This is a genomic window from Sphingobacterium sp. BS-2 (assembly GCF_046161205.1).
Lineage (GTDB): Bacteria > Bacteroidota > Bacteroidia > Sphingobacteriales > Sphingobacteriaceae > Sphingobacterium > Sphingobacterium mizutaii.
Window position 1 is genome coordinate 183,048 of record NZ_JBIXGO010000021.1, and the last position, 26,842, is coordinate 209,889.

The following is a 26,842-nucleotide window of genomic DNA, read 5'->3' on the forward strand; positions in this document are numbered from 1 at the left end:
TTAATCATTAATTCCTTGATGAGTCGGTTTAACAGGCTTGATATTCCCTTCTTCATCAAAATACATCCTTTCTATGCACACCTCTCGGTTGAACCCAGCTGCATCGCCCATGTGGATACCATTAGGATAGTTGAAGCGGTGATACACTATATACCATTCGTCTTTGCCTGGGATCTGCAGGACAGAATTATGTCCTGTTCCATAAATTCCTTGGGCTGAATCTTTCGCGAGGATCAAATTATTGGGTTTAATGTCGATCGGTCCAAAAGGAGATTTGGAGGTACCATATCTTACCCTATAATTCTCGCTCCGCGTATCATCTTCAGACCAAAGGAAATAATAGGTTCCATTTCTATAAATTACATAAATGCCTTCTCTAAAGGTTCCATCCGATGGTGTCATCACTTTTACGGTTTCTCTTTTGATAGAAACCATATCCTTATTGAGCTCAGCAACAGCTAAATAGCCATTCCCCCAGTATAAATAGCTCTTTCCAGATTTCGGATCATTAAATACAGCTGGATCGATCTCTTGACCACCTTTTACTACTTCAGGTTTAAAATCAATTAATGGTTTTCCAGAATCCTTAAATGGTCCGGTTGGATTATCCGAAGTAGCGACACCAATCTTTTGTGCTGCTGTGAAGTAGTAAAAGTATTTGTATTGTCCTTTTATCTTTTTCTCAGTTATTGTTGGCGCCCAAGCATTCCGATCTGCCCATGAAACATCCTTCTTTAAGTCAAGGATGACTCCTTCATCTTTCCAATCTTTTAAGTTATCAGATGAAAATGTTTTAAAATAATACCCACCCCAACCATCAAAACCATCACTTGTTGGATAGATATAATACTTTTTGGTCTTGTTGGAATAGAGCACATCTGGATCTGCGTAAAATCCTTTGAGAACCGGATTTACGGCCTTTGGTATTTCAATCCCAGAGGGAACACCCCATTTTGTGGTAAGATTAACCAGCTCATCCCTTGAGATCGGTATAATGGTTCCGTGTCTTGGGTGGAAATCCATAGTGATATTATGATCAATAACTTTAAATTCATCCAAATCACAAGTTTCGCAGAATTGATATTTGCCCTTTCCATATACATCATACATCAGGATGTACTTGTCAGAATGGTTCATCTTAAATATGCTAGAACCCTCTACCGCATCTCGAGTCTGTTGCTTGTATCCCGGTTGTTCAATCCATTTTCCTGAAGTCAAGGAATCTGTGATTGCCAACTTAATTCCATTTCCATGGCCTTCCGTTTTATAGAACATATAGTATAAACCATTCTTATTGATGATGTCACCATCAATACAAGACTTTTTGTTTTTGGGTGTGAACAAAACCTTAGGCACGTCCTCAAAATCTGTAAAATCGGAATTCGCGTAGGCATAATAGATAATATCAGGGCCATTAGCATGTTGCATTGACCAATAAACCATATATTTTCCAACAGAAGAATCGAAAATTGTCTGGGGGGCCCAAACTCTTTTCAGGTCTTCATGGCCCTGAAATCTTTTTTGAATGTTGATAATGGAATGCTTCCAATTAATTAAATCATCAGATTGGAGCAGAACCATCGCTCTATTCGAATCCCAGCCTTTGGACGATGTCATATCGGTCAGCACCATATAGAACTTACCCTCTTCACCTCTTAAAATATGGGGATCACGGACACCTCCAGTAGAACTGATCTTGTCGGAATCCAGAATGGGATTATTATTATTTAAAGCCTTGAAATTATACCCATCCGTACTTATCGCATAACATACTGCTTCATCTTGCACAGCATTTCCTTTGAAATATGTAAAAAGATAAGCAACAAAATCTTTTTCAGCAGGGCCCGATTTATAGGGTTGAGCTGAAGTGCTAGAAAATGCTGCTGTACATAGTAACAGTGTGAGAAAATAATAAATCCGGTTAAGTTGCATTTTAAGGTCTTTGTGTTTAGTTATTTATGATTAATTTTAATTTGCTGAGAGTTTTTGTGCCTGTGAGTAACTATATTCACCTGAAGAGTTTGACTTCAGTCCCACTCTTACAAATACCCCATCCAATTTGGCAAGATTTTCTGGGATATCAACGGTATAAGTGTTTGTAGCACCCAATTTGATCTTTGCAGCGTTCAGGTCAGTATTAAACTGATTGTCCACCTGATCCAATATGGCTCTACCACTCATATAAAGGGAACTTGATGGTTAGTCCAATACCATAAGAAATCCATCATTAGGTTTCAATGATATAGTTTTTTGATCTTTCACATCAAACTCTTGTGTTCTAAACTCAGCATTATTATTGCCATCGGTAATGAGTTTTATCTTTCCCTTGGTAGCCAAGCCAGAAAGGTCTACTGTGATCTGCTTTTCTTTGTTTTCACCGTTTATACCAGCCACATACCATTTATTCCCTGATTTCCTTGCAATCACAACTTCTTTTCCCGGGTAACCTTGGATGAATTTGACATCATCCCAATTTACCGGTAAATCGCGTAGGAACTGTTTAATAAATTCTGGTACATGAGTCATTCCTTCTGGAGATTCTGCAAAATGCTGGATGCCCGACAAAAACAAAATAGAAGTCGCCAGCTCAAAGGAAGAAGTAGTTTTTCTCTTTACATTCGAGCTAACTTTATAAAGATTCATGGGGGTATAATCCATAGGATCGAAAACATTCCTAGTAAATGGCAATGTGGCACAAATCTCGGCCTGCCTATCGGCATCGTCCTGAGTAAATGTCACGGTTTCAAAACCACGCACTGCCTCGACCGTCATTAGGTGAGGGTACATTTTTGACCAGCCTCTTGGCAAGGTAGCTCCATGGAAATTCACTAATAGTTTGTGCTCTGCAGCATCGCGAAGGATCTCGTGGTAATAAGCAATGACTGATTTTCCATCACCACCGAAAAAATCAATTTTCACTCCTTTGATTCCCATTTCTTGAAGTTTTGCAAACTCCTTTCTTCGAGCTTCAGAGGTTAATAATTTATTTTTGGGGGTATAGCCCACAGTATTCCAATCTCCAGCAGAGTTATACCACAAAATCAAACCTACATTCTTCTCTTTGGCGTAATCGGCCAATTCCTGAATTTTTTCATAGCCAATATTTCTATCCCAATTCACATCGATCAAACAATATTGCCAATTCATATCAGCAGCAAAATCAATATATTTCTTCTGCTCATCATAAATGATATACTCGTCTTTGCTATTAATCCAGCTCCAGGAAGACTTCCCAGGCTTAATAAAACTTTGGTCGATCTGTATCGTAGGATCTACAAGGTCTAAACCCAATGTGGACTCCACTATAGTGCCCAATGTCCCTACGGCAATTAAACGCCATGGACTGTGGAAATCGCCTTCAACAACAGTTTCCAATTCTTTGTTCATAATGGTTTCCTTAATCCCTGCATAGGCAATCTTATACTCTGCATTTTCGGACTGAGGGTCTAACCTGCTGGCAGCATGATTTGGTTCCAAACCAGATTCGGAAATTAGGGCATAAGTATTTCCAACTTTAAAAAGTGCCGGGTATACCCAACCGGTATGGGTAGGTTCAGGGGAACCTACTTTTATTTCCTGATAATAATGTTCCTCATAGGATGGGTTTGTCTGCTCCCAGCCAGATTTTGCAATAGCCATGGGCTGTAACCATGCAATTGCAGTCTTAGGAAACTTAAAGGAACTTCTTTCTGCTTTTAGCAACCTTTTTTCATGATCTATTTGGGGGATTTCGTAACGAAATGCCAAACCATCATTGGAAACTTGGAAACGGATATTGAACTTAAGTTTTTGTTTGTTAACATAACTGATCAACTGCTCATTTGCTTGATATTCATTGAGCCTTCGTTTGGCATTTATGCTCTCATAAGATTTATTAATTGTATTTACTTTGGATTTATTTACAAGTGATAAGCCAGAAGAAAAAGATTCATCGCCTACCATCAATCCCAATTTTGAACTTCCTAAAACTACCTTATTTTCAAATTTAACAGCATAGGAGGGTTCTCCTTTCTCATTCAATTGGACTTCAACTTTAATCCTTCCATCTGGACTTTCTAGTTGTGATTGTGCCTTAGTTTCACTTAAACTAAAAATGGAAAGAAATAAACTCAGGATCCAGAACTTGGTATTTGAAAATAACGATAGCATAATGATTTAATTTTTTAGTTTACCAAAACTTAACGTATAAAGCTCCTACAAGAAGGATAGTAACTACCACCATAACGGTTACAGAAGGCTCCAGCTTGAACATTCTTCTGTCCAGCTCCAAACCTTTAGGATTAATTTTAGGTCCCAATAAACTGATGGAAACCATCACAATCATGGTAAATAGGAAAGCTAGTCCCATACAGATCTGGAAAGGTATTTCATAGTTACCTTGTGCGTTTGGATATGCTGTATATAGAAAGGTTTCATGGCCGAACCATGCCGGGGCATAGTTGTTGAAAACCACAGACAAAACGAATCCAGTAATCAAACCTGCAATAGCCGCCGAACCGGTTGTTCTTTTCCAAAACATTCCCAATAAGAACATGGCGAAAACTCCTGGAGAGATAAAGCCTGTATATTTTTGTATAAAGGTAAATCCACCTGCGCCTCCTATTCCTAAAAGATCATCCCAGGTAAATAATAATGAAACAATGATGGAGACAACAATTGTGATCTTACCTACTTTAATCAATTTCTTTTCCGAAGCATTCTTATCCATGTATTTATTGTAAATATCCATGGTAAAGATGGTCGCAATACTATTAGCCTTTCCAGCCAATGAGGCCACAATTGCCGCTGTAAGAGCTGCCAAGGAAAGACCTTTCATGCCATTAGGAAGGAATCCTAAGATTGCCGAGTAGGCATTGTCAGCATTGAAATTCCCTCCTGGAGCCATCTCTTCTTGTAATGCTCCATTTTTATAGAGTACATAGGCTGCAATCCCAGGAAGCATCACGATGATAGGCATCAGTAATTTCAAGAATCCTGCAAATAAGATACCTGTCCTCGCAGTCTTTAAATCTGCTCCCAAAGCGCGTTGCGTTATATATTGATTACAACCCCAATAATTTAGATTGACAATCCATATTCCCGCAAGGTACATGCCTATACCCGGTAACATGAGATACTTATTGATTTCCTCTTGCGTGCTCTGTTCTGTAGGTTTATCCACAATCAAGTTAAAATGCTTGGGTGAATCCACCATCAATTGTTTAAAGCCCGCTAAGGCATCCTTTCCTAAGCCAAAATGATCGGACACCAAGGTTAATGCTACATAAGTGGTTGCCAAGCCTCCAATAATTAAAACTACAACTTGGATCACATCCGTGAATCCAATAACTTTCATGCCTCCTAGAGTGATAATTACTGAAAACACCGCAAGTGCAAGCATAATGATATGGAAATTCTCACCACCGCCTAAATTGCTGATCGCTAATGCTCCTAAGTATAAAATGGAGGTCAGATTGACGAATACATAGAGGAATAGCCAGAAGATGGCCATGATAAGGGCTGTTGTTTCATTATACCGCTGCTTCAAGAACTGAGGCATGGTAAATATTTTATTCTTCAGATAGACCGGAATAAACCATACCGCAACAATAATCAACGCTATGGCAGCAATCCACTCATAGGCAGCAACTGCAATACCTACCGTAAAGCCGTTCCCACTCATGCCGATAAATTGTTCTGCCGAGATATTGGAGGCAATTAAGCTGGCCCCAATAGCCCACCAAGTCAAGGATCCTTCTGCTAAGAAATAATCTTTACTGCTTTCACTTGCTGACTTCTGCCTTCTATAAATCCAATATCCATAACCTGAGACTACGATAAAGTAAATCAAGAATATGACGTAGTCAATTGTTGCGAATTTTTCCATGATTTTAAGGTTTATTTTTGGTTATTGTTGATTATTGAAGTTTGAAAAACGCCTCACTCCATTTTAAGTTATTTTCAAAATCTTTGAGATTGGTTGACTCATCAATTATGATTAATTCTAATCCAGCTATTCTGGAAAAATCTGCCAAGTATTCTGTCGTTAAATTCTGGCTGTAAACAGTATGGTGGGCCCCTCCTGCGTAAATCCAAGCCGTACAGGCTGTCTTCATATCTGGTTCCGGCTGCCATAATACACGAGCTACAGGCAGATTTGGAAGATTTTCTTTGATTTCCACTCCTTTTACTGTATTTACAACCAATCTGAAACGATCGCCCATGTCCACAAGGGCAGCATTCAAGGCTTTTCCGCCTTTGGAATTAAATACTAAACGAGCTGGATCGGATTTGCCTCCAATTCCTAATGGGTGAACCTCCAACCTCGGTTTTTCTGCAGCTAAAGAAGCATCTACTTCCAACATATGTGAACCCAGGACCATTTCATTCTTTGGATCGAAATGGTAAGTATAATCTTCCATGAAAGCATTTGCCCCCTCATAACCCGTTGCCATCACTTTACATGCCCTTACCATTGCAGGAGTTTTCCAGTCACCTTCACCAGCGAAACCATATCCATCCTGCATCAAACGTTGTACAGCCAAACCTGGCAATTGTACCATGCCATGCAAATCTTCAAAAGTATCTGTAAAACCTTTGTAATTTCCTTTTTCTAAAAATGATCGTAATCCAAGTTCAATTCTTGCGGCCTCCACGACTTGTTTTCTGTTTATACCATTTTCCATAACATCCTCAGCAAGAATATAGGATTGCTCATATTCTTTTACAAGATCATTAACTGCACTCTCGGATACCTGATCAATTTCAGCGACCAAATCCCCAATTCCATGTGTATTCACGGAGAATCCGAATTTAATCTCGGCCTCCACTTTATCACCTTCCGTTACGGCAACATATCGCATATTATCTCCAAAACGGACAAATTTAGCTCCTTGCCAATCATGCCATGCTGCAGCCGCCCTGCACCAAACATTGATTTGCGAAATAACCTCTTCATCTTGCCAATGACCTGTAACGACTTTTCTACCAATACGCATTCTAGATACAATGAAACCAAATTCTCTATCGCCATGAGCACTTTGATTAAGGTTCATGAAATCCATATCAATCGCATCCCAAGGGATATCGCGATTGTATTGCGTATGTAAATGCAAAAGCGGTTTTTGCAAGGCTTGCAGACCTCGAATCCACATTTTTGCAGGTGAAAATGTATGCATCCAGGTGATGATTCCGATACAATCCTTCTCGGTATTCGCTTCAGAAATTGTAGCGAAGATTTCCTCAGAATTCCTAACAATTGGCTTAAAAACTACTTTAACCGGTATATTTGAATGATCATTAAAGTAGGCTGCTATTTCTTTGGAATGATTTGCGGCTTGTTTTAGGGTTTCTTCTCCGTACAAATCTTGACTTCCAGTTATGAACCAAACTTCTAAATTTTTTAAGGTAGACATGTAATTATTTTTTAGGGTTATTGATGATTTATTGTCCATAGTAAGCATCTTTTCCATGCTTTCTTTCATAATGCTTGTTAATTAATGAATCTTTCATCCGATGCACTTCAGGGTTAATCTGTTCGGTTAAGAAGGCCATCTTTGCTACATACTCCAATACCGCGGCATTGTAAACTGCTTTTTTCCCGTCCTTTCCCCAACAGAATGGCGCATGATTACCCACCAACATCATTTCCACTTCCTTATAATCTAAATGGCAATCCCTGAAATGATCAACAATCTGATATCCAGTTTGATATTCGTAATTCCCCTTTATCATGTCATCGTGCATCGGCGGAGCACATGGAATGTCCTTTGTAAGATGGTCTGCATGGGTTGTTCCATAAATTGGAATGTCTCTATTGCTTTGCGCCCAGGCGGTTCCATAGGTGGAATGCGTGTGAACAATTGACCCAATGCCTTCCCATTCTTTATAAAGAACTGCATGGGTTTTGGTATCTGAAGATGGTCGAAGATCGCCTTCAATTATGTTTGAATCAAAGTCGACTATGACCATATCTGAAGGTTTTAGGTCTTCGTATGGCACACCGCTTGGCTTGATAGCAAAGACTTTATTTTCCCTATCTACGACACTAACATTACCAAATGTAAATAGAACCAAGCCCAGTTTGGGTAATTCCATGTTTGCATCGTATGCTTCCTGTTTAATTCTGTTATACATGGTATAGGTTATTTTCTAGTAAATCAGATAGTTGGCTATATTTTTTATATCGTTCTGCATAGATAGGAGCAAAATCAGGATTAGGTTGGTATTCCACATCAAATCCTTGTCCCATTTTCTCCATCGCTTCTTCTACGGTTTGATAGATGCCTCCTACCACTGCGGCAAACATGGCAGCTCCTAATGCACAAGTTTGTTCAGATTTATGAACTTTAATTGGCATGTTGATGATATCGGCCATCATTTGCATAACGAATGGAGATTTCTTCGCTACTCCACCCAAAGCGATTATTCCTTTCACTGGAATTTGCTGATCAACAAAGCATTCCACAATTTTCTTTGCTCCAAAACAGGTGGATTCTACCACTGCACGAAACAATAAAATCACATCAGTGGATAGATTCAAATCAAAGAATGCAGATTTCAGATTTTGATTGGCGTAAGGAGTTCTTCTGCCGTTTAACCAGTCAATTGCCAAAGGTTGGGAAAGGGCTGGCGTAATCAAACTCGCCTTTTCGCTAAGCATTGGGATAATCTTCTTTTCCGCAAGCTTCACTTGTTCATTGTCTTTTCCAAAAATTTCTATCAATGGCCACATCAATAGATCTTTGAACCAAGCATAAGCATCTCCAAAAGCAGATTGCCCTGCTTCTAAGCCTATCATTTTTGGAATGACCGAACCATTCACTTGCCCGCATATCCCTTCAACAGTAAAATCAAGTTCACCAGGTACTACCAAGATATCACAGGTCGATGTCCCCATTACCTTACTCAAGAAATAAGGTTCAATTTCACCTCCTACGGCTCCCATATGACAATCAAAAGCACCAGCCCCAACTTTTACTTGCGTGCTAAGCCCTAGTTTTTCAGCCCATTCCTCTGATAAAGTACCAACAGATTCAGATGAACAAACTGTTTCAGCTCCTAACTTCTCGACATGTCCTTTCAATATGGGATCCAATTCCTCAAAAAACTCATTCGGGGGATAACCCTGATATTCTTCTGCCCAAAGCCCTTTGTGCCCTGCGGCACAGACCCCTCTCTTGATCTCATCAGCAGAATTCCCTCCAGTCAAAAGGAATGGAACCCAATCACAATGCTCGATCCAAGTATAGGCATGGCTTCTAACAACCTCATCTACACGAGAAATATGCAATATTTTAGACCAGAACCATTCTGAAGAATATACCCCTCCAACATATTTCAAGTAGTTATTTTCATACTTTTCTGCATGGTTGTTTATCTCTTTTGCCTCGGCCACAGCGGTGTGGTCCTTCCAAAGGATAAACATCGCATTAGGGTTTTCAGCGAATTCCGGCAATAAGGAAAGCGGAACGCCATCCTTATTGACTGCAATTGGAGTGGACCCAGTTGTATCTACAGAAATAGCGACTACTTCCGAAGCAACTTCAGGACCTGCCTTTTCTAGGCATCTCTTAATGGTTGAGCTGATTCCTTCGATATAATCTGAGGGATGTTGCCTAAATTGATTCTTTCCAGGATTATTGTAAAGCCCTTTGGCCCACCTTGGATAGTAAAACACATCGGAAGAGACTTCCTCTCCACTATTAGCATTAACCAAAATAGAGCGGACGGAATCTGTACCAAAATCTATCCCTATGACATAATTTCCTCGCATTTTGAATTTCTGTTGTTGGTAAATTAGATAGTTTATAATCGATCAAACCAGATGGTTGATTCATGAAATTTTCACATTTCGTAATGCAATATATGTAAAAATTTTAATTAACGTCATTTTAACACTTAATTATTCAAAATATTTTATTGCTAATGAGATTTTGTAAATTCTTAATAATTGATTTAACTAAATGGGATAAAATATCACGTGATAAGTGTAGACCATACACTACAATTAAAACTTAATAGCTAAAATCAACTTAAGAGAAAGTTCAATAGCATTAAATTTGTACACTCTACAATAGTCACCCAACTATTTGTTAGTGATAATAGAATACACACAGCTATTAAAACAATTAAAATGAAAAAGGAATATAAGCAACCTAAGGTTGAGGTTACTTTAATATATACCGAAGAAGGAATTGCAGCAGGTTCGGCTAGAGTTGATCCTCGGAATCAAAATGGTTTCATGGAAGAACAATGGATTCAAGAAGATGACGACAATAGAAATATCGATTGGTAAATTCTCTTGAGGAAAATTTTGAAATTGCATCAATAAAAAAGCGACAATGACCTGTCGCTTTTTTATTTTTCCAGATTTAGCTAACCCACTGTTATTTTTTCCAAGTTATTGACTTCACCTGCCTTCTTATCGATAATTTTTTGATAATTGTGCAAGCGACCTCCAAGACTAAAAACAAAAATTTTAGGTATAATTCTCATCAACAAAAAGTATAACATCGAACAAATACCCATACAGATAATTGGAATTGATACATAAACTATAAATCTAACCCAAAGCAACTCATAGCTTGGCAAATTAAAAAAGAATCCTTTTAACCAATTTATTATATATATTTCATGAATAACATAAATAAAAAAAGACAAGGAACTAAAACCTGTCAATTTATTCATCATTACATATCTATTATTTAAAAACGAAAAGAGATTAAAAATTGAAATAACACCAAATAAAATAAATATTCTTACATAAAATTCATGATTTTCATTTCCATTATTTTTTAAAGCAAGGAATAAAAACACCAGCATCAATAAAAATGAAATCAGCTTAATCTTTTCAAATAACTTCAATAAATCTTGCTTTTCTAAAGAGAAATAAGCTCCCAGACTAAAAAAGAATATTGCGGTCATGCTAAAACCAATGACTGGAGGTTCAATGACAAATACATAAAGAGCTCCTAGTAGAATTACTCCAAAGAGCTTAAAATATCTGATAAAATATAATATTATTGGTGAGATCAGAACCATGCAAATTAAATCCCTGATAAACCACAAAGGAAAATTCACTGGACCCTCCCATAATATCTTATATAGATTAGAACTCATAATTCCAGGGTAGATTTCATCATATTGCAATCCCATAAAAACGAATATCTTATTCTTAGAAAGAATTGCAATCACCGTAATGATGTTCCAAATCAGGTAGGGAATCACTAAAGTTTTTAATCTGCTCTTGTATTGCCTTTTCAAAAAGGATTTTAAATCTCTTGAATAATGAGTAAAAAAATAATAACCAGATATTAAGAAATAACATCTCACAGACAATTTTGCAACATGATGCGAGAATAATTCAGATATCAATGTATAGATATTATTACCACTGAGACCAAAACTTACTTCTGGAAGAGTAAAAGGGACTAAATGAGCAATAACCACCATAAAAATCAAGGGCAATCTCATTGTGTCGATTATTTTCGACAGCTTATTATTTAGCATTGTTAAACCTGATTCACGTTTTTTATTAATCCTCATAGGTGAGACCTAAGAGAAAATTATTCATAAGGAGCTGTTAGACACACAAGTCAGACATGTCTGTTTATTTTTTTTATAACAAACAATAGTCATTACCAAAGTATGAATTATTTTTAATTATTTAGTTATTATTAACTTATTAAGGTAAAAAAATATACCAATAAATAAAATATTTATGAAAACATCCTTAAACAGGAAAGATGAGATAAGACCTAACTTATCGTTGAAAATTATCCAGCCTTAAAGATTTTTGGGGATTTAGTCGATTCAATGCGGTGATAATTTGGAACCCTGCCTCCTAATAAGAAAACAAAGACCTTAGGCATAACTTTCATCATAATAAAATAAATTACAACACACACTGCAACACATAATATTGGAATAATAAAGTAAGCAATAAACCTTTCCCAACCATCGACAAATAAATGGTGATTGAAGAAAAATCCCTTCAACCAGGCTATAATATAGATCTCATGGGCTACATAAATAAAAAAGGATAGGGAACTGAAGCCAGTTAACCTATTCATCCCCTTAAAATTACCATTGAGAAATGAAAATAAATTAAACGTTGAAATTACTCCTGTCAAAATAAATACTCTCAAAAAATATTCATGATAATCTGTACCATTGGTTTTCAAGGATAAAATAAGAAATAACAAAGTAACCACATAGGCAGTGATTTTGATTTTCGAAAACAGCTGTAGCATATCTCTCTTTTCTAAAGAAAAATAGGCTCCTAAGCTAAAGAAAAATATAGCCGTCATACTTAATCCAGGTATTGGAATCTCAATGAGAGCCAGATATAGAATAGCTAGGGTAATAATACCAAAGCCTTTGAAATACTTAATATAAAATACAATCAAAGGGGAAATAAGGACCATACAAATTAGGTCTCGGAGATACCACAAAGGAAAATTAATGGGCACTTCCCAAATATTATGATACCAACCCGAGTTCATTAATACTCCAAAATCCTCATCGATAGGTTTTCCCAGCTTCACAAAAACCATATTCTTTGAAAAAATCACAATTGAAGTAATTATTATCCAAATGAAGTAAGGACTGACGATTGTTCTAAACCTACTTTTTAACTGCTTTTTATAAAAAGGAATCAGCTCTCCAGAATAATTCTTAAAAAAATAAAAACCTGAAACCAAGAAGTAACACCTGACAGAAAACTTCGCAATATGGTGGGAAAACATCTCCGAAACCAAGACATAAGTGTCATTGGGAGAAATATTTAACTTAATGACTGGTTGGGTAAATGGCGCCAAATGAGCAATTATCACCAAGAAAATCAAGGGCATTCTCATCGTGTCGATAACCTTCGACAGCTTTTCACTATTCATAATTGAATAATTAACAAGGTACAATAAGGGAAATATTTTTTTTAATAGTTAATTCTGGCATTTCAATAAGCGTGCATAACGGCACAAGCCTTTTGCAAGACATTATTTCTTTCCAAAAATCAAGCAATATTACACATAATAGAATTCGTGTAATAAACCTTTACCAAAAAAACATAGCGATTTTTTTTCGCTCCTTAAAACCCTAGCTTCGACAACAATCCTGGCTTTTTCCAAGTCTGCTTAAAATGTTCAGCAATTGCATTATGATCATCGTAGGACAAGATATAATCCAAAATTTTATGAGCGTCCTTTAAGTATCCTTTTTGGTAATTCACATGAGCTTTGGCCAATAAAATTTCTTCTGATAAGTTATCATAAGCCCATTCCTCAACCTTATAGATTTCAAGAAATCTATCCACCAATCCATTCACTTGACTCAGGTCATTCTGCTTATCATATAATTTGATTCCATAACTAAGCCACAGCACATATTCATTACACTCTAACGTTGCTAAGCAAAACTCATCATAATCACTGAACATGGCTGCCCCTTCCCTATATTGACTCAAAAGATAATGGCTTTTTACAATCAAATAGATAGTTTTTGCTTTATCAAAATCATTCAATAAAAAAGACGCTTTATTTTCTAGATAAAGTCTTGCAGATTTATTCACTTGGTCATAATCCCCTAGCTCGTTAAACGCCTGCATTAAGTTATATTGTGGATTGGCTTCATCTGGATACTTTTCAGCAATAATTGAATAATAATTTATTCTTTCTGGAGCTGTATTATTTCCTAACTCATGGTATAAGATAGATTCAACTGTATTTTTAGCTGCCTCAAAGTCTCTGAAGTCAAAATCAGATATATCCGGGTTCTCATTATAATGTTCGTAAATCTCAAAGAGCAACTCCTCCGCATCCCACTTGATATCAGAGGACAGTTCTAATTTTTGATTTACAATCACCAAATCTGCTTTATGCTGCAAATGCCTATAGAATGAAGCACTTTTTTCATCATAAATGCTAAAATAAGCCTCTAAGGCTTTATGGGTTTTTTGAAAATCTTCTTGTTTTAAAAGTGCATCTATCAAGGTATGGTGCAGTTCAGGAAACTCCGAATGTTTCATCCCTTCTTCAATCGCTAAAACAGCGGCTTGGTAATTCCCTAATACGGTATAAACGATCGCTAGATTATTACAACACATCGCCCAGCAATGCTCATCACCATAAAAGTCACTTTCGTAAGCGAAATCTTCAAAATACTTTCTAAACGCATCAAAGGATTGTTGATAAAGCTTAACATCTAGTGTCCTCAAAGCCTCTTTTATGGCATCTTCAGCCATGTTTTTCAGGAAGTCATCCAAATTAACCCCTTCGTTGTAGATGTCTCTAGGCAAACTTGAAAACACGGGAACCTCTTGCTCAACCAACCCAGTGGACAACAATTGAGATTCAACCATTCTGCGCCAAGTAGTCACATCAGGATGGATACTTACCCCTTCTTTCAAAACAGAATAGGCTTCATCAAAATTGCCCATTTCATATAAATAGGTACCCACGAAATGATTTGCCGCAAAATTATTGGGATATTTCCCTAAGATTTCCAATCCATGTTGATAGTAATAATCTTCAGGAACTTCTAATGCTTCAAAATAATTCCTTTCAATAATCAATTGATAATAGAATACTTCGGGATTGGTATAACCAAGTTCGATCTGCTCTTTAAATCTTTGGTGCCACTTCAAAAAACCCTCCAGCACCTCCGGTTCATGATTATCTCCTTTTATCAACTTTAATAGTACTTTTAAAGCCACATCTAATGCATTAGCTTCAAAAGCTATCTCAGCCAAATCTAAATATTCGATATCCTGAGGACTTACAAAATCAAAAATCCCCTTATCGATTTGTTCTGCTATTGCCGATTTTTCGGTTACACCATCTCGATCAAGAAAATAAATCTTCTTAATCCAGCAAATCGATATATTCCGGTCTTTCAATTCCCTATTCTCTGCAAATTCAATTTCAAAAAAAGATATTGCTTCATTTAGAGCCTTCAATAGAGCTTCATCCTCTTTCAAGATCTCATAAATCTTGATTTCGAATTCCAATCCAAAAACTTTGTTTAATGGATCTTGCTTAAGCCTTTCTGCATATTCAAGCAGCTCAGACTTGTTTTTCTGTGTTAAATCAATATTTGGCCTAGCGATTTGCTCTAAAACATACTGATTGCCTAATTGATAATTTAACAGATTATATAGCACCCTTGGATTATTGGGTTCATAATTTAACACACGCTTCAAGTATGGAATTACATACTTATGAATTACTCTATATGCTTCATCTGGACCTTCTTCTAAAGCTCTATCATGATGTGCAATCGACATCAGGAAAAGAACATCCGTATCCTTGGGATTATCCAATAAATATTCCTCCCCCTCGCTGATACACAAATCCAATTCCCCAGCATAAAATAACTGCTCTAATTCTTCGTAACTCATCTATTTGCCTTTAATGCTAACAATATGTTAAGCTTTGATCAACACTAATTCCTATAGCAAAATACGAAAGTTAAACTTCATTTATAATAGCTATTTTCTGAGTTTTCAAAGGTTAACATTTTCATAATATAGCTTTTTTTCAACTAACTGGAATCCAATTCAATAAAAACGAGCATTAAAATGACCTATATTAAAGTAGAATTCTCTTATCTTTAATTCAAACACTAATTCGAAAATCCAACATGAAAATCAGGGAAGAAATAATCAAAAACTACATTGACGGTTATAACAGTTTCAATACCGAGATGATGGCTAGGAATCTGGACGAGCAACTCCTTTTCGAAAACATCTCAAATGGCAATGTAACTGATTCTCTTCTGGGCAAGCAAGAATTTATTAATCAGGCGGAACAAGCCAAATCCATTTTTTCGGAACGCCATCAAAAGATCACTTCCATTGAACATTTCGAAAATCACAGCGAAATCAATATTGATTATACGGCCAAACTATCTAAAGATCTTTCGCCAGAATTGAATATTGGAGACAGCATTAGCCTAAAGGGAAAATCTATCTTCGAATTCAGTCCAGAAAATAAAATTATTGTATTAAAAGATATCAGTTAAAAACTGAACGTTATCATGGAAAATAACGTTCAGTTTTTTATTTTTTTAGATTAAAATGCGTCTACTACGGCATTCATGAAATCTAACTCCTCTTGGGTCAGGTTAAATTCCATTGCCTTAGCATTTTGAACAGATTGATGAGCATTTCTTGCCCCAGCCAATGCAATAATCGTTATACCAGGTCTCTCCACTGTCCATCTTAGCACCAATTGCGCTAAAGTAACCCCTTTATCATCTGCGAGAGGTTTTATTCGCTCCAATAGGATATCTGTTTTCTCAATGAAATCAGGTTGAAAATGCGGATGCTTAGCTCTATGGTCACCTTCTTGGAATTGATGACCTACATGGATCTTTCCGGTCAAAAGACCTCTTTCCAAAGGGCTGTAAGCTAGCACGGCCTTATTATGTTTGATACAGTATGGAATAGTTTCTTCCTCGACTGCTCTGTTCACCATACTAAAAGGGATCTGGTTCGACACCAGTGGTAATGTCTTCTCTGCTTCAGCCATTAACTGTGCATTATAGTTACACACACCTGCATATCTAATTTTTCCTTGTTCAATCAATTGGGCAACCGCTTCAAAGGTTTCATCCAGTGGGGTCGTAGAATCTGGCCAATGGATCTGATATAGATCAATATAATCCGTTCCAAGTCTTTTTAAACTCTGCTCACATTCATAAATTATACTGTCCTTACCAGCAAATTTATAGATTTCAATGTCCTCACCATTGTTCATCTTGCTATGAAAAGCAAAATCACCTTCGGCAATATCCCAACGCATCCCAAACTTGGTCAAAATTTGAGTTTTATCCCTAGGGATGTCCTTCAATGCTTCCCCAACAATTTCTTCACTTGTACCTTGTCCATAAATAGGAGCAGTATCAATAGTAGTCACACCAACTTCGTAAGCAGCGACAATAGCTTCAATAGCATCTTTTCGATCTGTCGATCCCCACATCCATCCTCCTGCTGCCCATGCACCAAAAGTAATCACTGAAGCATTGATTTCGCTGTCTCCTATATACCTGTATTCCATAATATTTAAAATTTATTGTTTATGTTTTAAAACGACATTGCATTACCTATCCTACTAAACAACAGCTCATTAATAAAAAATGTTTAGTATTATTCTTCTTTATTTCCGTTGTAGATTTCATTCAACATAGCATATAACTCTGGATGATCGGATTCCAACATTTTCGGTTTCTGAAAAAAATATTCCGATACAACAGCCAAGAATTCTGCAGGATTAGTTGCGGCATAATCCCGAATATCCGACTTATCCCTCCTGATGGCTGAAATGGTCGCTTGAATCTCCTCCAACCAAGGATGAATCAAACTTTTAGGAATCAAATATTCTGGAATCCCATCAACCTCTCCATCCGCTTTATCGATCAGGTGGACAAATTCATGGATGGCAGTATTACTTTCACTGTTTTGATTGAAGCCGGCCATCAAAGCAGAGAGCGATAAGATCATCTTCCTGTGCATGGCACCATCTCCGACCATCCCAAGAATATTCCTTTTTTCATCCTCAATATCATATTTTTCACTGAAGGTGCCCGGATATACAAGCACTTCATCCAAATTTTCATAAGACCAGTTTTCAAAATGAAAGAGTGGAATAGTTGCACTCGCAGCGATCAAAATCCTGTGCTCATCATTGATAACAGCTCCTTTTTCAGGAGATATCTTTGTCGTAGCCAAAAAATAAGATACCCTTTTAATAAACTTATCCTGTTCGTTATGATTCAATTGCTTGAAAAAATTAACCTTTTCACTAAGCACATCTCGAATTTCAACATCATCTGGAATCACCTTATTGACCACCTTTTTATTGCCCACTTTCCGCCAGATATAAATCCCTAGCCCGATACCTATTGCAAAGACGATTATGAGAGCGATGATATTATAAGTTTCCATACATATTAAATTGTGATTGCACAAATTCTAATATACAAATAATGCAGCTTTGAAATCGGTAATAATCGTTTGTATAAAACAAAAAAGAGCTTCCCGAATTGGAAAGCTCTTTTATATCTAAGGGATGATGATTACATCATTCCACCCATGCCACCGCCCATTGGAGGACCGCCAGCACCTACTGGGTTTTCTTCTGGTTCATCAGCAAGTACACACTCTGTAGTCAATAACATAGAAGCTACTGAAGCAGCATTCTCTAAAGCCACACGTGATACTTTTGTAGGATCGATAACACCTGCAGAGATCAAGTTCTCAAACTTGTCTGTACGAGCATTGTATCCATAATCCGCTGTTCCTTCTTTCACTTTTTGAACGATTACAGCTCCTTCAATACCTGCGTTTGCACAGATTTGACGCAATGGCTCTTCAATAGCACGTTTGATGATATCGATACCGATTTGCTCATCTTCGTTTTCACCTTTTAAGTTAACCAAAGCTTCTGTCGAGCGGATGAAAGCTACACCACCACCTGCAACGATTCCTTCTTCCACTGCAGCACGAGTTGCATGAAGTGCATCATCAACGCGGTCTTTCTTTTCTTTCATCTCTACTTCCGAAGCAGCACCAACGTAAAGAACAGCAACACCACCCGATAATTTCGCTAGACGCTCTTGCAATTTCTCGCGATCGTAATCAGAAGTTGTAGTTTCAATTTGTGAACGGATTTGTGCAACACGCGCTTTAATGTCTTCAACATTTCCAGCACCATTGATAATAGTTGTGTTGTCTTTATCAACAACTACTTTCTCAGCTTGTCCTAAATAAGATAATTCAGCATTTTCCAATTTGAAACCTCTCTCTTCAGAAATTACTGTACCACCAGTTAAGATTGCGATATCTTCTAACATTGCTTTACGACGGTCACCGAATCCTGGCGCCTTAACAGCAGCAACTTTCAGTGAACCACGGATTTTGTTCACTACTAATGTAGCTAAAGCTTCTCCGTCTAGATCTTCTGCAATGATCAATAATGGTTTTCCAGTTTGAACTTGTTTTTCCAAGATTGGCAACAATTCTTTCATGTTGCTGATTTTCTTGTCGTAGATCAAAATGTAAGGGCTTTCTAATTCCGCTTCCATTTTATCCGAGTTAGTTACGAAATATGGAGATAAATACCCTCTGTCAAATTGCATACCTTCAACTGTTTTTACTTCAGTCTCAGTACCTTTTGCTTCTTCAACAGTGATTACTCCGTCGTTTCCAACTTTTTCCATTGCTTCAGCGATCAATGAACCGATAATCTCATCATTGTTTGCAGAAATTGAAGCAACTTGTTTGATTTTATTATTGTCAGCTCCTACTACTTGCGATTGAGATTTTAAGTTCTCAACAACGGCAGCAACAGCTTTGTCAATACCACGTTTTAAATCCATTGGATTTGCACCAGCAGCTACAGACTTAATACCTGGAGCTACGATAGCTTGAGCTAAAACAGTAGCAGTAGTTGTTCCGTCACCCGCTTGGTCAGCAGTCTTAGATGCAACTTCTTTAACCATTTGTGCTCCCATATTTTCTAAAGCATCTTTCAATTCGATTTCTTTCGCAACTGAAACACCATCTTTAGTGATTGCTGGAGAACCAAATTTCTTCTCAATGATTACGTTACGACCTTTTGGACCTAAGGTAACTTTTACTGCATTTGCAAGTGTGTCAACACCTTTTTTCAGGGCGTCACGCGCTTCTACATTATATTTTACTTGTTTTGCCATTTTTATATGAAATTGAATCTTAGGAATTAGGTTTTTCAATAGATCTCAAACCCAAAACCTACTGTGTTTTTAATATTTATCGTTGATTTTTAATTACAGTACTGCGTAAATATCAGCCTCACGCATAATTAAATATTCCTTACCCTCATAGGTAATCTCTGTTCCTGAATATTTCCCGTATAATACTTTATCGCCTACTTTTACAGTTAATGGTTCTTCAGGCTTGCCAGCTCCAACAGCTACAACTGTTCCTTGGGATGGTTTTTCTTTCGCTGTATCAGGAATATAGATACCTGATGCTGTCTTTTCTTCTGCTGGAGCAGGTTCAACTACGATTCTGTCTCCGATAGGTTTAATACTTAATGCCATAATTGTATATCAATTTTTATTTTTTTTTAAGATTACGTAACTCAAAGGCATCACTAACTATGCCAATTGAAATTAAGCAGAATATTTTGCCATTTTTGCATTAACTGTCATTTTTCATGTCAGTTAACCATCATCTTAATGTCATCATGACACCAATTACCGAATCCAACCCTAAAAGCTTGAAAACAAGAAACCCCGCCTAATTCTAGACAGGGTTCTATTTCTTTAGCTATTCAGCTTGATTACTTCGTCGTATCAGTAGGAGCTGGAGTTTGAGTCGTTCCTGTTGGTGCTCCTGTTGCAGGAGTCGCCGTAGGATTAAGATTCAAGTTAGGGGCTGTAACTGGCGCCTCAATTTGATCTCCCAAACCACCTCTGTTTGATGATGATGGACCAATAATATTTATTGCAATACAAAAAACCATTAAGGCAATCGCAAAAATCCAAGTTCCTTTTTCTAAAATATCACCTGTGCGTTGCACACCAATTAAATTAGCGCCACCAGAAAATCCTGAGGATAAACCACCCCCTTTAGGGTTCTGAATCAATACAAAAAACGCTAATAATAAGCTTGCTAGAATAATTAGGATAATAAATAATACGTCCATTTCTATATTTCAATTATAACTTTTGTTCAATCTCTTTAATTCGGGTCGCAAAGTACGATTTTTTTTCTGGATTCTCCGAAATTAATTTTCTAAATACCATGATCGCTTTTTCGTACATCCCTTGTGTCTCATAAATGTTCGCTAGGGTCTCTGTTACAACCTGTAATTGGTCCTCAGAACTGCTACGAGCCTTATTTTCCGTATTGATGGTTTCCGCCTTTGGAGGCTGGATCTGAGGCTCTTCACGAATGAATTTCTCAATCACCTCATCCATCTTCTCTGTGGACTTAAACTCTACCGTTTCTTTTCTATGCTTATCGCTGAGTTTATCTGATGGATCCTGCAAATGGAAGATATTCTCCCTAATCTGCTGATCCAATATAGCTTCATCTAATTTTTTAGGATCAAACTGCCCTTTTTGTTGCTTCGGTAAAACTGGCGATGAAAAAGGTTGATAGGTATCTGCATGTTCCAATCTTGTCTTATACAACCACCACCTAAAACTATAGGGCATCAATTCATCATTGTACAGACTGATATCTTCTTCTGGGCTCCTTTTATTTTCTTCTTCCTTTGTGGTGATAATTTCTCCAGATTCAGATGAAACTGGCTCTTCTACTTCTAATGCTGTTCCTTCTTCTCCTGAATATTCCCTTTCTATATCATATCCAGCAGCAAATTCAAAAGCGGGCTCCTCCTCTGTTGATTCAGATTCATCTTCTTCCTGCTCAATTAACTCCTCTTCAACTCCGTCAAGGTCATTTGCTGGCTCCTCAATAGTTTCTTCGACATCAGGGATACTCACCACATCAACTGCCTCTACCTCCGTTTCCTCAACCTGCTCCTCTCCTTCCAACTCTTCATATGCTATATATTCATCAGAATCGACTTCAAGCTCTGGGATAACCTCTACGGGTTTTTGAAGATAATCACGCAACCAGAATGGATTGTTGGCATAGATCAGAGTCCGCTGCTTATCAATGCTTTGTCCTTCCAAAAACTTCTTCCGTTCAAAGGCATATATTATAGGCTGGGAATATGGATACTTAGTCAGGAGTTGCTCAAAATCAGCAACACTAACTTCCATTGGGTTTTCCAGTGCTTTTCTAAAAATATATACTTGATCCATGTGATTCAAAGGCTCTTGTTTTACCAGTTATTAAATGCGCGGTTAAATACATCTTCAGTCAACATCTTAACAATCTCTTGGTTCAAGGTCATCTCCTGGTTATTTACTTGCCCTCTAAACTCCTTGAATTGCGTAAAAGATTCTTCAAAGTCGCTTTCCCCTGTCTCATCCTTCCTATTCACGTATTTCACCTTAACAGTAATTGAAAGTCGGTTCAAAGCTGCCAAATCCGTTCCAGCTTCAATTGCCGCAGGGGTAATGGCATAGTTGGTGATCACCCCGGAAAAGATTGCATCTCCATCTTGGTTCACTTGACTTAGCTTAGACTGGGTCCTGATACGCTCTTTCAACCCTTCCGTAAAGGTCTGGCTCAAAGTAGCAGATACAAATGGCGAAATATTCTCAAATATCTCCACCGAATAGGTTTTCATGTTCTCGGGAATTGACCCTCCACTCAAACTATATTTAACTCCGCAACCATTAAATGTAAATATTACTATAGCAGCAATAATAAATGTAATGAAATTGCCTTTATTCTTAAAATTGGACATATTAATCTAAGTTCAAATCCTTAATCTTCCTATAAAGAGTACGCTCAGAAATACCTAGCTCCTGTGCCGCTGCTTTACGTTTGCCTTTATGCTTCTTGAGGGCTTTCTTGATCAAATCAGACTCCTTATCAAGTAAAGATAATGATTCTTCTACCTCTTCCACGTCTTGGGTATCATACAAATAATCATTCGCATTCCCGTTCGGTTGATTTGGATTATGGATGGTAATTGTTGGATTTGGATTGACCGGATAGTCTTCATTTCCAATTGCCGCAGAACTTGGTCTAATCTCCTGATATAATTGATTGATATATGGAGAGTTTTGATCCATCGTCCCTTGATTAAAACCTTTCTGCATCAACTCAACCACCAACTTCTTCAGATCCACCATATCCTTCTTCATATCAAATAGAACCTTGTACAACAGATCTCTTTCTGAGTAATTCTCCTTCGACTGGTCCTTTAAAGGCATCGGCAAAGTAGTACTTTGGGTTTCTACAGGAAGATAATGACTCAAAATCTGGGCATTGACCAACCTTTCCTTCTCCAGAACGGCAATCTGCTCCGCAATATTCTTTAATTGCCTCACATTTCCTGGCCAACTATAGTTACGCAACATTTCTTGCGCATCCTCAGTAAGCTGAATACCTGGAGAGCGATATTTATCTGAAAAATCCACCACGAACTTTCTAAATAAAAGGACAATATCTTCCTTACGCTCCCGCAATGCTGGAATGCGCAATGGAACAGTGTTCAATCTATAGTATAGATCTTCCCTAAATTTCCCCTTCTTTACCGCTTCATAAACATCAACATTCGTCGCAGCAACTACGCGAACATTGGTTTTTTGAACCTTAGATGATCCAACACGGATATATTCTCCTGACTCCAATACCCTTAACAAACGCGCTTGGGTACCTAACGGTAATTCACCAACCTCATCCAAGAAAATGGTACCACCATCAACAACTTCGAAATATCCTTTCCTTGCTTCATGAGCTCCTGTAAAGGATCCTTTCTCATGGCCAAACAATTCTGAATCAATAGTTCCCTCTGGAATCGCACCACAGTTTACCGCGATAAACGGACCATGCTTGCGTCCAGATAATTGATGGATGATATGTGAAAACACTTCTTTACCAGAACCACTTTCACCTTGAATCAAAACCGAGATATCGGTAGGTGCTACCTGACGTGCAATATCGATCGCACGATTTAGTAATGGAGAATTCCCAATAATCCCAAACCTGCTCTTAATATCTTGATGATCCATTATTAATTTTTAGTGTTTGATATTAATCAACTATTTTACCGATCAATGTTGCAGATGTACAGCTTTCGCCCAGTACATTGACATAATCGCCAACTTTAAAGCGCTCATCAACCGGAAATACAACCATGGTATTTTGATCGTTTCTTCCACAGAAATCTTTATCAGAACGCTTGGAAGTACCTTCGATTAATACTTTATGTACTTTTCCTACAAATTTCTCAATTCTATATAAGCTATGCTCACGTTGTAAATCTACAACCTCAGTCAACCTGCGTTTTTTAACTTCCTCAGGAATATCGTCCTCATAGCGCTTAGCTGCTAATGTACCTGGACGTTCTGAATATGCAAACATATAGGCGTAATCATATTTTACATATTTCATCATGGAAAGAGTTTCTTGATGCTCTTCCTCAGTTTCTGTACAGAAACCAGTGATTACATCTGTAGAAATTCCACATTCCGGAATAATACGACGAATGGCATCAACCCTGTTAATATACCACTCGCGATCATAGGTTCTGTTCATCAACTCCAATACTCTGCTGTTTCCAGACTGTACCGGTAAATGGATATAATTACAGATGTTCTCGTACTTTGCCATAGTGTACAATACTTCATCTGTAATATCTTTAGGATGCGAGGTAGAGAACCTGATTCTTAATTCAGGGCTTACTTGAGCAACCAATTCCAATAATTGTGCGAAGTTTACAGTAGGCTTAGCCTCTTCACCTTCTGCCACTGCTGGAGTATATTTATAGGAGTCTACATTCTGTCCCAATAAGGTCACTTCCTTGTAGCCAGCATTAAATAAGTCCTGCGCTTCTTTTACAATAGAGACAACATCACGACTTCTTTCTCTACCTCTGGTAAATGGAACTACACAGAACGAACACATATTGTCACATCCACGCATAATGGAAATGAAGGCCGAAATACCATTCGAGTTTAGACGAACCGGACTGATATCTGCATAAGTTTCCTCTCTAGAAAGCAATACATTCACAGCACGACCTCCTTCATCAACCTTTTCGATCAAATTAGGAAGATCACGATATGCATCAGGCCCAACAACAACATCCACCAACTTCTCCTCTTCCAAGAATTTAGCCTTCAAACGCTCCGCCATACAGCCTAACACACCGACAACCATCCCTGGGTTCTTAGCTTTAGCTGATTCAAACTCCTTCAATCTGTTTCTCACTCGCTGTTCAGCATTCTCACGGATCGAACAGGTATTGATAAATACGACATCGGCATCTTTAAAATCCTTCGTTGTCTCAAAACCCTTATCCATTAAGATGGATGCTACAATCTCACTGTCAGAAAAATTCATCTGACACCCGTAACTTTCTATATATAATTTACGCCCAGTGGATTTCCCTGTAGGCAGCATATCTAAAGCCTCGCCTTGACGAGATTCATCATGCGTTTTTGTTGTATGCGATAACTCTAACATAGTCAATTTTCAAAGACTACAAAGTTAGTAATTATCTATTAAACAAATGACAGTTTGTCAGCAGTTGAGGAAAATTTAACTAAAATTTCGCGCTAACCCTTCCAATTATTACTTCAGAAACCCATAAAAAAAGGGCGTCAATTTTCTTGACACCCTTTTCAAATTATTATTAACAGTCTTATTGACCTGCTTCTCTTTTAGCTTCTTCTTGCATTTTCTTACTTGCAACAATAACGATCTCAACACGACGGTTTTCTGCTCTTCCTGCCTCAGTATCGTTTGATGCAATTGGCTCAGCGAAGTTTTTACCTTCTGTTTTGATACGGCTACCTGCTAAACCTTGAGAAACTGCGAATGATTTTACAGATGCTGCACGTCCATTAGAAACTTTTTGGTTTGCTTCTAATGTACCTATGTTATCTGTATGACCTAATACTAAGATTTCAGTATCTGGTTCTTTATTCAAGGTCTCAACTAATTTTGCAATGTTTTCTTTCGCCGATGGTTTCAAAGCTGTACTATTGAAATCAAACAAAATACCAGAGTCAAATTTCACCAAAATACCTTCACCAGCTTGCTCAACTTCAGCACCGGCTACTGTATTTTCGATCTCTTTTGCTTGTTTGTCCATTTTCTTACCGATCAATGTACCTGCAGCTCCACCGATTACAGCTCCAGCGATCGCTCCTACTGCTGTGTTACCTGCTTTACTACCAATTAATGCTCCAAGAGCACCACCAGATGCAGTACCGATTACGGCTCCTTTTGTTGTGTTACTACTATTTTGAATTGTTGAACAGCTAGCAAATAACATCGCTGATGTAGCTACTGTCAATCCATAAACCGCTAGTCTTTTATTCATTTTCATAATCAAATTGTTTATCTTTTATACTAAATAATTTATTGTCAATTTATAATCAACGTATTTGCAAAGCCAATGCCAAAAGCATTTTAATTGCTTTTGCAAGTTGCAACATATTAATTATCAGTATCTTATTTTTCCTGAACTGGAATTTCCAACTTCGGTAAACGTTGTGATTTTGGGCGTCCTTGAGCATTCCAAGTCTTAAATGATGAATTAATGTAATTCATCAGGTCATACTGACCCCAGCGCGATGCTGTAGCATAAGACGGCCTATAGATATCCATAAAAGATTGTAATTCCTCCCCATCCAGGTGAGTGAGCTTGGCAACAATGGTTTTATTGAAAATACGGTCAACTTTAGTCTCTTCAAGCTCTTGGTTCATGAACTTCTCAAAACGCTTAGCATTTTTGGCTTCCTTACCAAAGAGATTATACAATGCGGTTGCTGGACTAGAGACATAGGTGCCAAATTTATTATGCCCACCATTATACACTCCTTTGCTCTCGTAGTCGTTCATCATCTCCTTCATCTCCATCTCCTTGGTACTACGCGTCACAACGACTGTCTCAATCCGGTTCCCCGCCTGCAAATCCACTAAAATATCTTCTAAGGTGTTAATCCTGGTTTTTATCGGTCCATATCCAACTTTACTGATGGAAATCGTATCACCAACATTTACTTCGATATTGAAAACACCGTAAGAATTACTCCTTACGATCTGTTTGGTCCTCTGATTGACCACATTCGCATCACTAATCCTAGTGCTTGTCCCCTTTTCCAGAACCAATCCAGAAATTATGTTATCCTGTTCCTGGGCATGTGCAGCTAGCGCCAGGAAAAGGAATGCACATAGTAGGGCAATATATTTTACTTTATTATACATCCAATTTTAAAGGTA

Annotated in this window: 23 protein-coding genes; 2 read left to right on the forward strand and 21 right to left on the reverse strand. The window is 37.6% G+C overall.

The window, feature by feature from the left end:
- Genes ACK2WI_RS16950 through ACK2WI_RS16980 form a run of 7 tightly spaced genes read right to left on the reverse strand, consistent with a single transcriptional unit; the run spans position 1 to position 9,754 of the window.
- The gene (locus ACK2WI_RS16950) at positions 1-1,932 is read right to left on the reverse strand and encodes a family 43 glycosylhydrolase (RefSeq protein WP_409151681.1); all 1,932 of its coding nucleotides are present in this window, start codon (positions 1,930-1,932) and stop codon (positions 1-3) included.
- A gap of 36 nt (positions 1,933-1,968) precedes the next feature.
- Entirely contained in the window at positions 1,969-2,181 is a 213-nt protein-coding gene (locus ACK2WI_RS16955; protein ID WP_409151682.1) for a DUF3823 domain-containing protein, read from the reverse strand.
- An 18-nt stretch (positions 2,182-2,199) separates the two neighbouring features.
- Positions 2,200-4,149 (reverse strand): glycoside hydrolase family 97 catalytic domain-containing protein, encoded by a 1,950-nt coding sequence (locus ACK2WI_RS16960; protein ID WP_409151683.1) that lies wholly within the window; start codon positions 4,147-4,149, stop codon positions 2,200-2,202.
- 19 nt (positions 4,150-4,168) lie between these two features.
- Positions 4,169-5,866 carry a sodium:solute symporter family transporter gene (locus ACK2WI_RS16965; RefSeq protein WP_093099205.1) on the reverse strand — a complete coding sequence of 566 codons (1,698 nt, stop codon included), beginning with the start codon at positions 5,864-5,866 and terminating at the stop codon, positions 4,169-4,171.
- A gap of 31 nt (positions 5,867-5,897) precedes the next feature.
- The gene (araA, locus tag ACK2WI_RS16970; RefSeq protein ID WP_409151684.1) at positions 5,898-7,394 is read right to left on the reverse strand and encodes an L-arabinose isomerase; all 1,497 of its coding nucleotides are present in this window, start codon (positions 7,392-7,394) and stop codon (positions 5,898-5,900) included.
- A 28-nt stretch (positions 7,395-7,422) separates the two neighbouring features.
- Entirely contained in the window at positions 7,423-8,115 is a 693-nt protein-coding gene (locus tag ACK2WI_RS16975; protein ID WP_093099207.1) for an L-ribulose-5-phosphate 4-epimerase, read from the reverse strand.
- Positions 8,108-9,754 carry a ribulokinase gene (locus tag ACK2WI_RS16980; RefSeq protein ID WP_409151685.1) on the reverse strand — a complete coding sequence of 549 codons (1,647 nt, stop codon included), beginning with the start codon at positions 9,752-9,754 and terminating at the stop codon, positions 8,108-8,110. Before ACK2WI_RS16980 ends, ACK2WI_RS16975 begins: the two co-directional genes overlap by 8 nt.
- A 360-nt stretch (positions 9,755-10,114) precedes the next feature.
- On the opposite strand from ACK2WI_RS16980, the gene ACK2WI_RS16985 reads away from it, so the two are divergent.
- Entirely contained in the window at positions 10,115-10,276 is a 162-nt protein-coding gene (locus tag ACK2WI_RS16985) for a hypothetical protein (RefSeq protein WP_169919020.1), read from the forward strand.
- Between the two features lie 80 nt (positions 10,277-10,356).
- Here the strand turns inward: ACK2WI_RS16985 and ACK2WI_RS16990 are convergent, their stop codons facing one another.
- The 3 genes from ACK2WI_RS16990 to ACK2WI_RS17000 form a co-directional block, all read right to left on the reverse strand.
- The gene (locus ACK2WI_RS16990) at positions 10,357-11,526 is read right to left on the reverse strand and encodes an acyltransferase family protein (protein ID WP_409151686.1); all 1,170 of its coding nucleotides are present in this window, start codon (positions 11,524-11,526) and stop codon (positions 10,357-10,359) included.
- 230 nt (positions 11,527-11,756) lie between these two features.
- Positions 11,757-12,875, reverse strand: coding sequence for an acyltransferase family protein (locus ACK2WI_RS16995; RefSeq protein WP_409151687.1), 1,119 nt, complete (start codon positions 12,873-12,875; stop codon positions 11,757-11,759).
- Positions 12,876-13,069: 194 nt separating this feature from the next.
- Entirely contained in the window at positions 13,070-15,376 is a 2,307-nt protein-coding gene (locus ACK2WI_RS17000) for a hypothetical protein (RefSeq protein ID WP_409151688.1), read from the reverse strand.
- A 242-nt stretch (positions 15,377-15,618) separates the two neighbouring features.
- Between ACK2WI_RS17000 and ACK2WI_RS17005 the strand changes: the two genes are divergently transcribed.
- Positions 15,619-15,999 (forward strand): nuclear transport factor 2 family protein, encoded by a 381-nt coding sequence (locus ACK2WI_RS17005; protein WP_409151689.1) that lies wholly within the window; start codon positions 15,619-15,621, stop codon positions 15,997-15,999.
- 50 nt (positions 16,000-16,049) lie between these two features.
- On the opposite strand, the gene ACK2WI_RS17010 is transcribed toward ACK2WI_RS17005, so the two are convergent.
- The 11 genes from ACK2WI_RS17010 to ACK2WI_RS17060 form a co-directional block, all read right to left on the reverse strand.
- The gene (locus tag ACK2WI_RS17010) at positions 16,050-17,036 is read right to left on the reverse strand and encodes an aldo/keto reductase (RefSeq protein WP_409151690.1); all 987 of its coding nucleotides are present in this window, start codon (positions 17,034-17,036) and stop codon (positions 16,050-16,052) included.
- Between the two features lie 89 nt (positions 17,037-17,125).
- Positions 17,126-17,923, reverse strand: a complete 798-nt coding sequence (locus ACK2WI_RS17015) for a zinc-dependent peptidase (protein WP_409151691.1) — start codon at positions 17,921-17,923, stop codon at positions 17,126-17,128.
- 131 nt (positions 17,924-18,054) lie between these two features.
- A complete protein-coding gene (gene groL / locus ACK2WI_RS17020; RefSeq protein WP_409151692.1) occupies positions 18,055-19,692 on the reverse strand; it encodes a chaperonin GroEL in 1,638 nt (545 codons plus the stop codon).
- 93 nt (positions 19,693-19,785) lie between these two features.
- Complete coding sequence (gene groES, locus ACK2WI_RS17025; protein WP_185213040.1) at positions 19,786-20,061, reverse strand: co-chaperone GroES; 276 nt, start codon at positions 20,059-20,061, stop codon at positions 19,786-19,788.
- Positions 20,062-20,303: 242 nt separating this feature from the next.
- Positions 20,304-20,669, reverse strand: a complete 366-nt coding sequence (gene secG / locus ACK2WI_RS17030; protein ID WP_093099226.1) for a preprotein translocase subunit SecG — start codon at positions 20,667-20,669, stop codon at positions 20,304-20,306.
- A 13-nt stretch (positions 20,670-20,682) separates the two neighbouring features.
- A complete protein-coding gene (locus ACK2WI_RS17035; protein WP_409151693.1) occupies positions 20,683-21,798 on the reverse strand; it encodes a hypothetical protein in 1,116 nt (371 codons plus the stop codon).
- Between the two features lie 20 nt (positions 21,799-21,818).
- On the reverse strand, positions 21,819-22,229 hold the full coding sequence (locus ACK2WI_RS17040) for an LptE family protein (protein WP_409151694.1): 411 nt from the start codon (positions 22,227-22,229) through the stop codon (positions 21,819-21,821).
- A 121-nt stretch (positions 22,230-22,350) separates the two neighbouring features.
- Positions 22,351-23,622: a sigma 54-interacting transcriptional regulator gene (locus ACK2WI_RS17045; RefSeq protein WP_093099232.1), complete on the reverse strand. Its 1,272-nt coding sequence runs from the start codon at positions 23,620-23,622 to the stop codon at positions 22,351-22,353.
- Between the two features lie 22 nt (positions 23,623-23,644).
- Positions 23,645-25,078 carry a tRNA (N6-isopentenyl adenosine(37)-C2)-methylthiotransferase MiaB gene (gene miaB / locus ACK2WI_RS17050; protein WP_093099234.1) on the reverse strand — a complete coding sequence of 478 codons (1,434 nt, stop codon included), beginning with the start codon at positions 25,076-25,078 and terminating at the stop codon, positions 23,645-23,647.
- Positions 25,079-25,256: 178 nt separating this feature from the next.
- Positions 25,257-25,940, reverse strand: a complete 684-nt coding sequence (locus tag ACK2WI_RS17055) for an OmpA family protein (protein ID WP_313367751.1) — start codon at positions 25,938-25,940, stop codon at positions 25,257-25,259.
- A 131-nt stretch (positions 25,941-26,071) separates the two neighbouring features.
- Positions 26,072-26,827 carry a hypothetical protein gene (locus tag ACK2WI_RS17060; RefSeq protein ID WP_409151695.1) on the reverse strand — a complete coding sequence of 252 codons (756 nt, stop codon included), beginning with the start codon at positions 26,825-26,827 and terminating at the stop codon, positions 26,072-26,074.
- Positions 26,828-26,842: the final 15 nt, after the last annotated feature.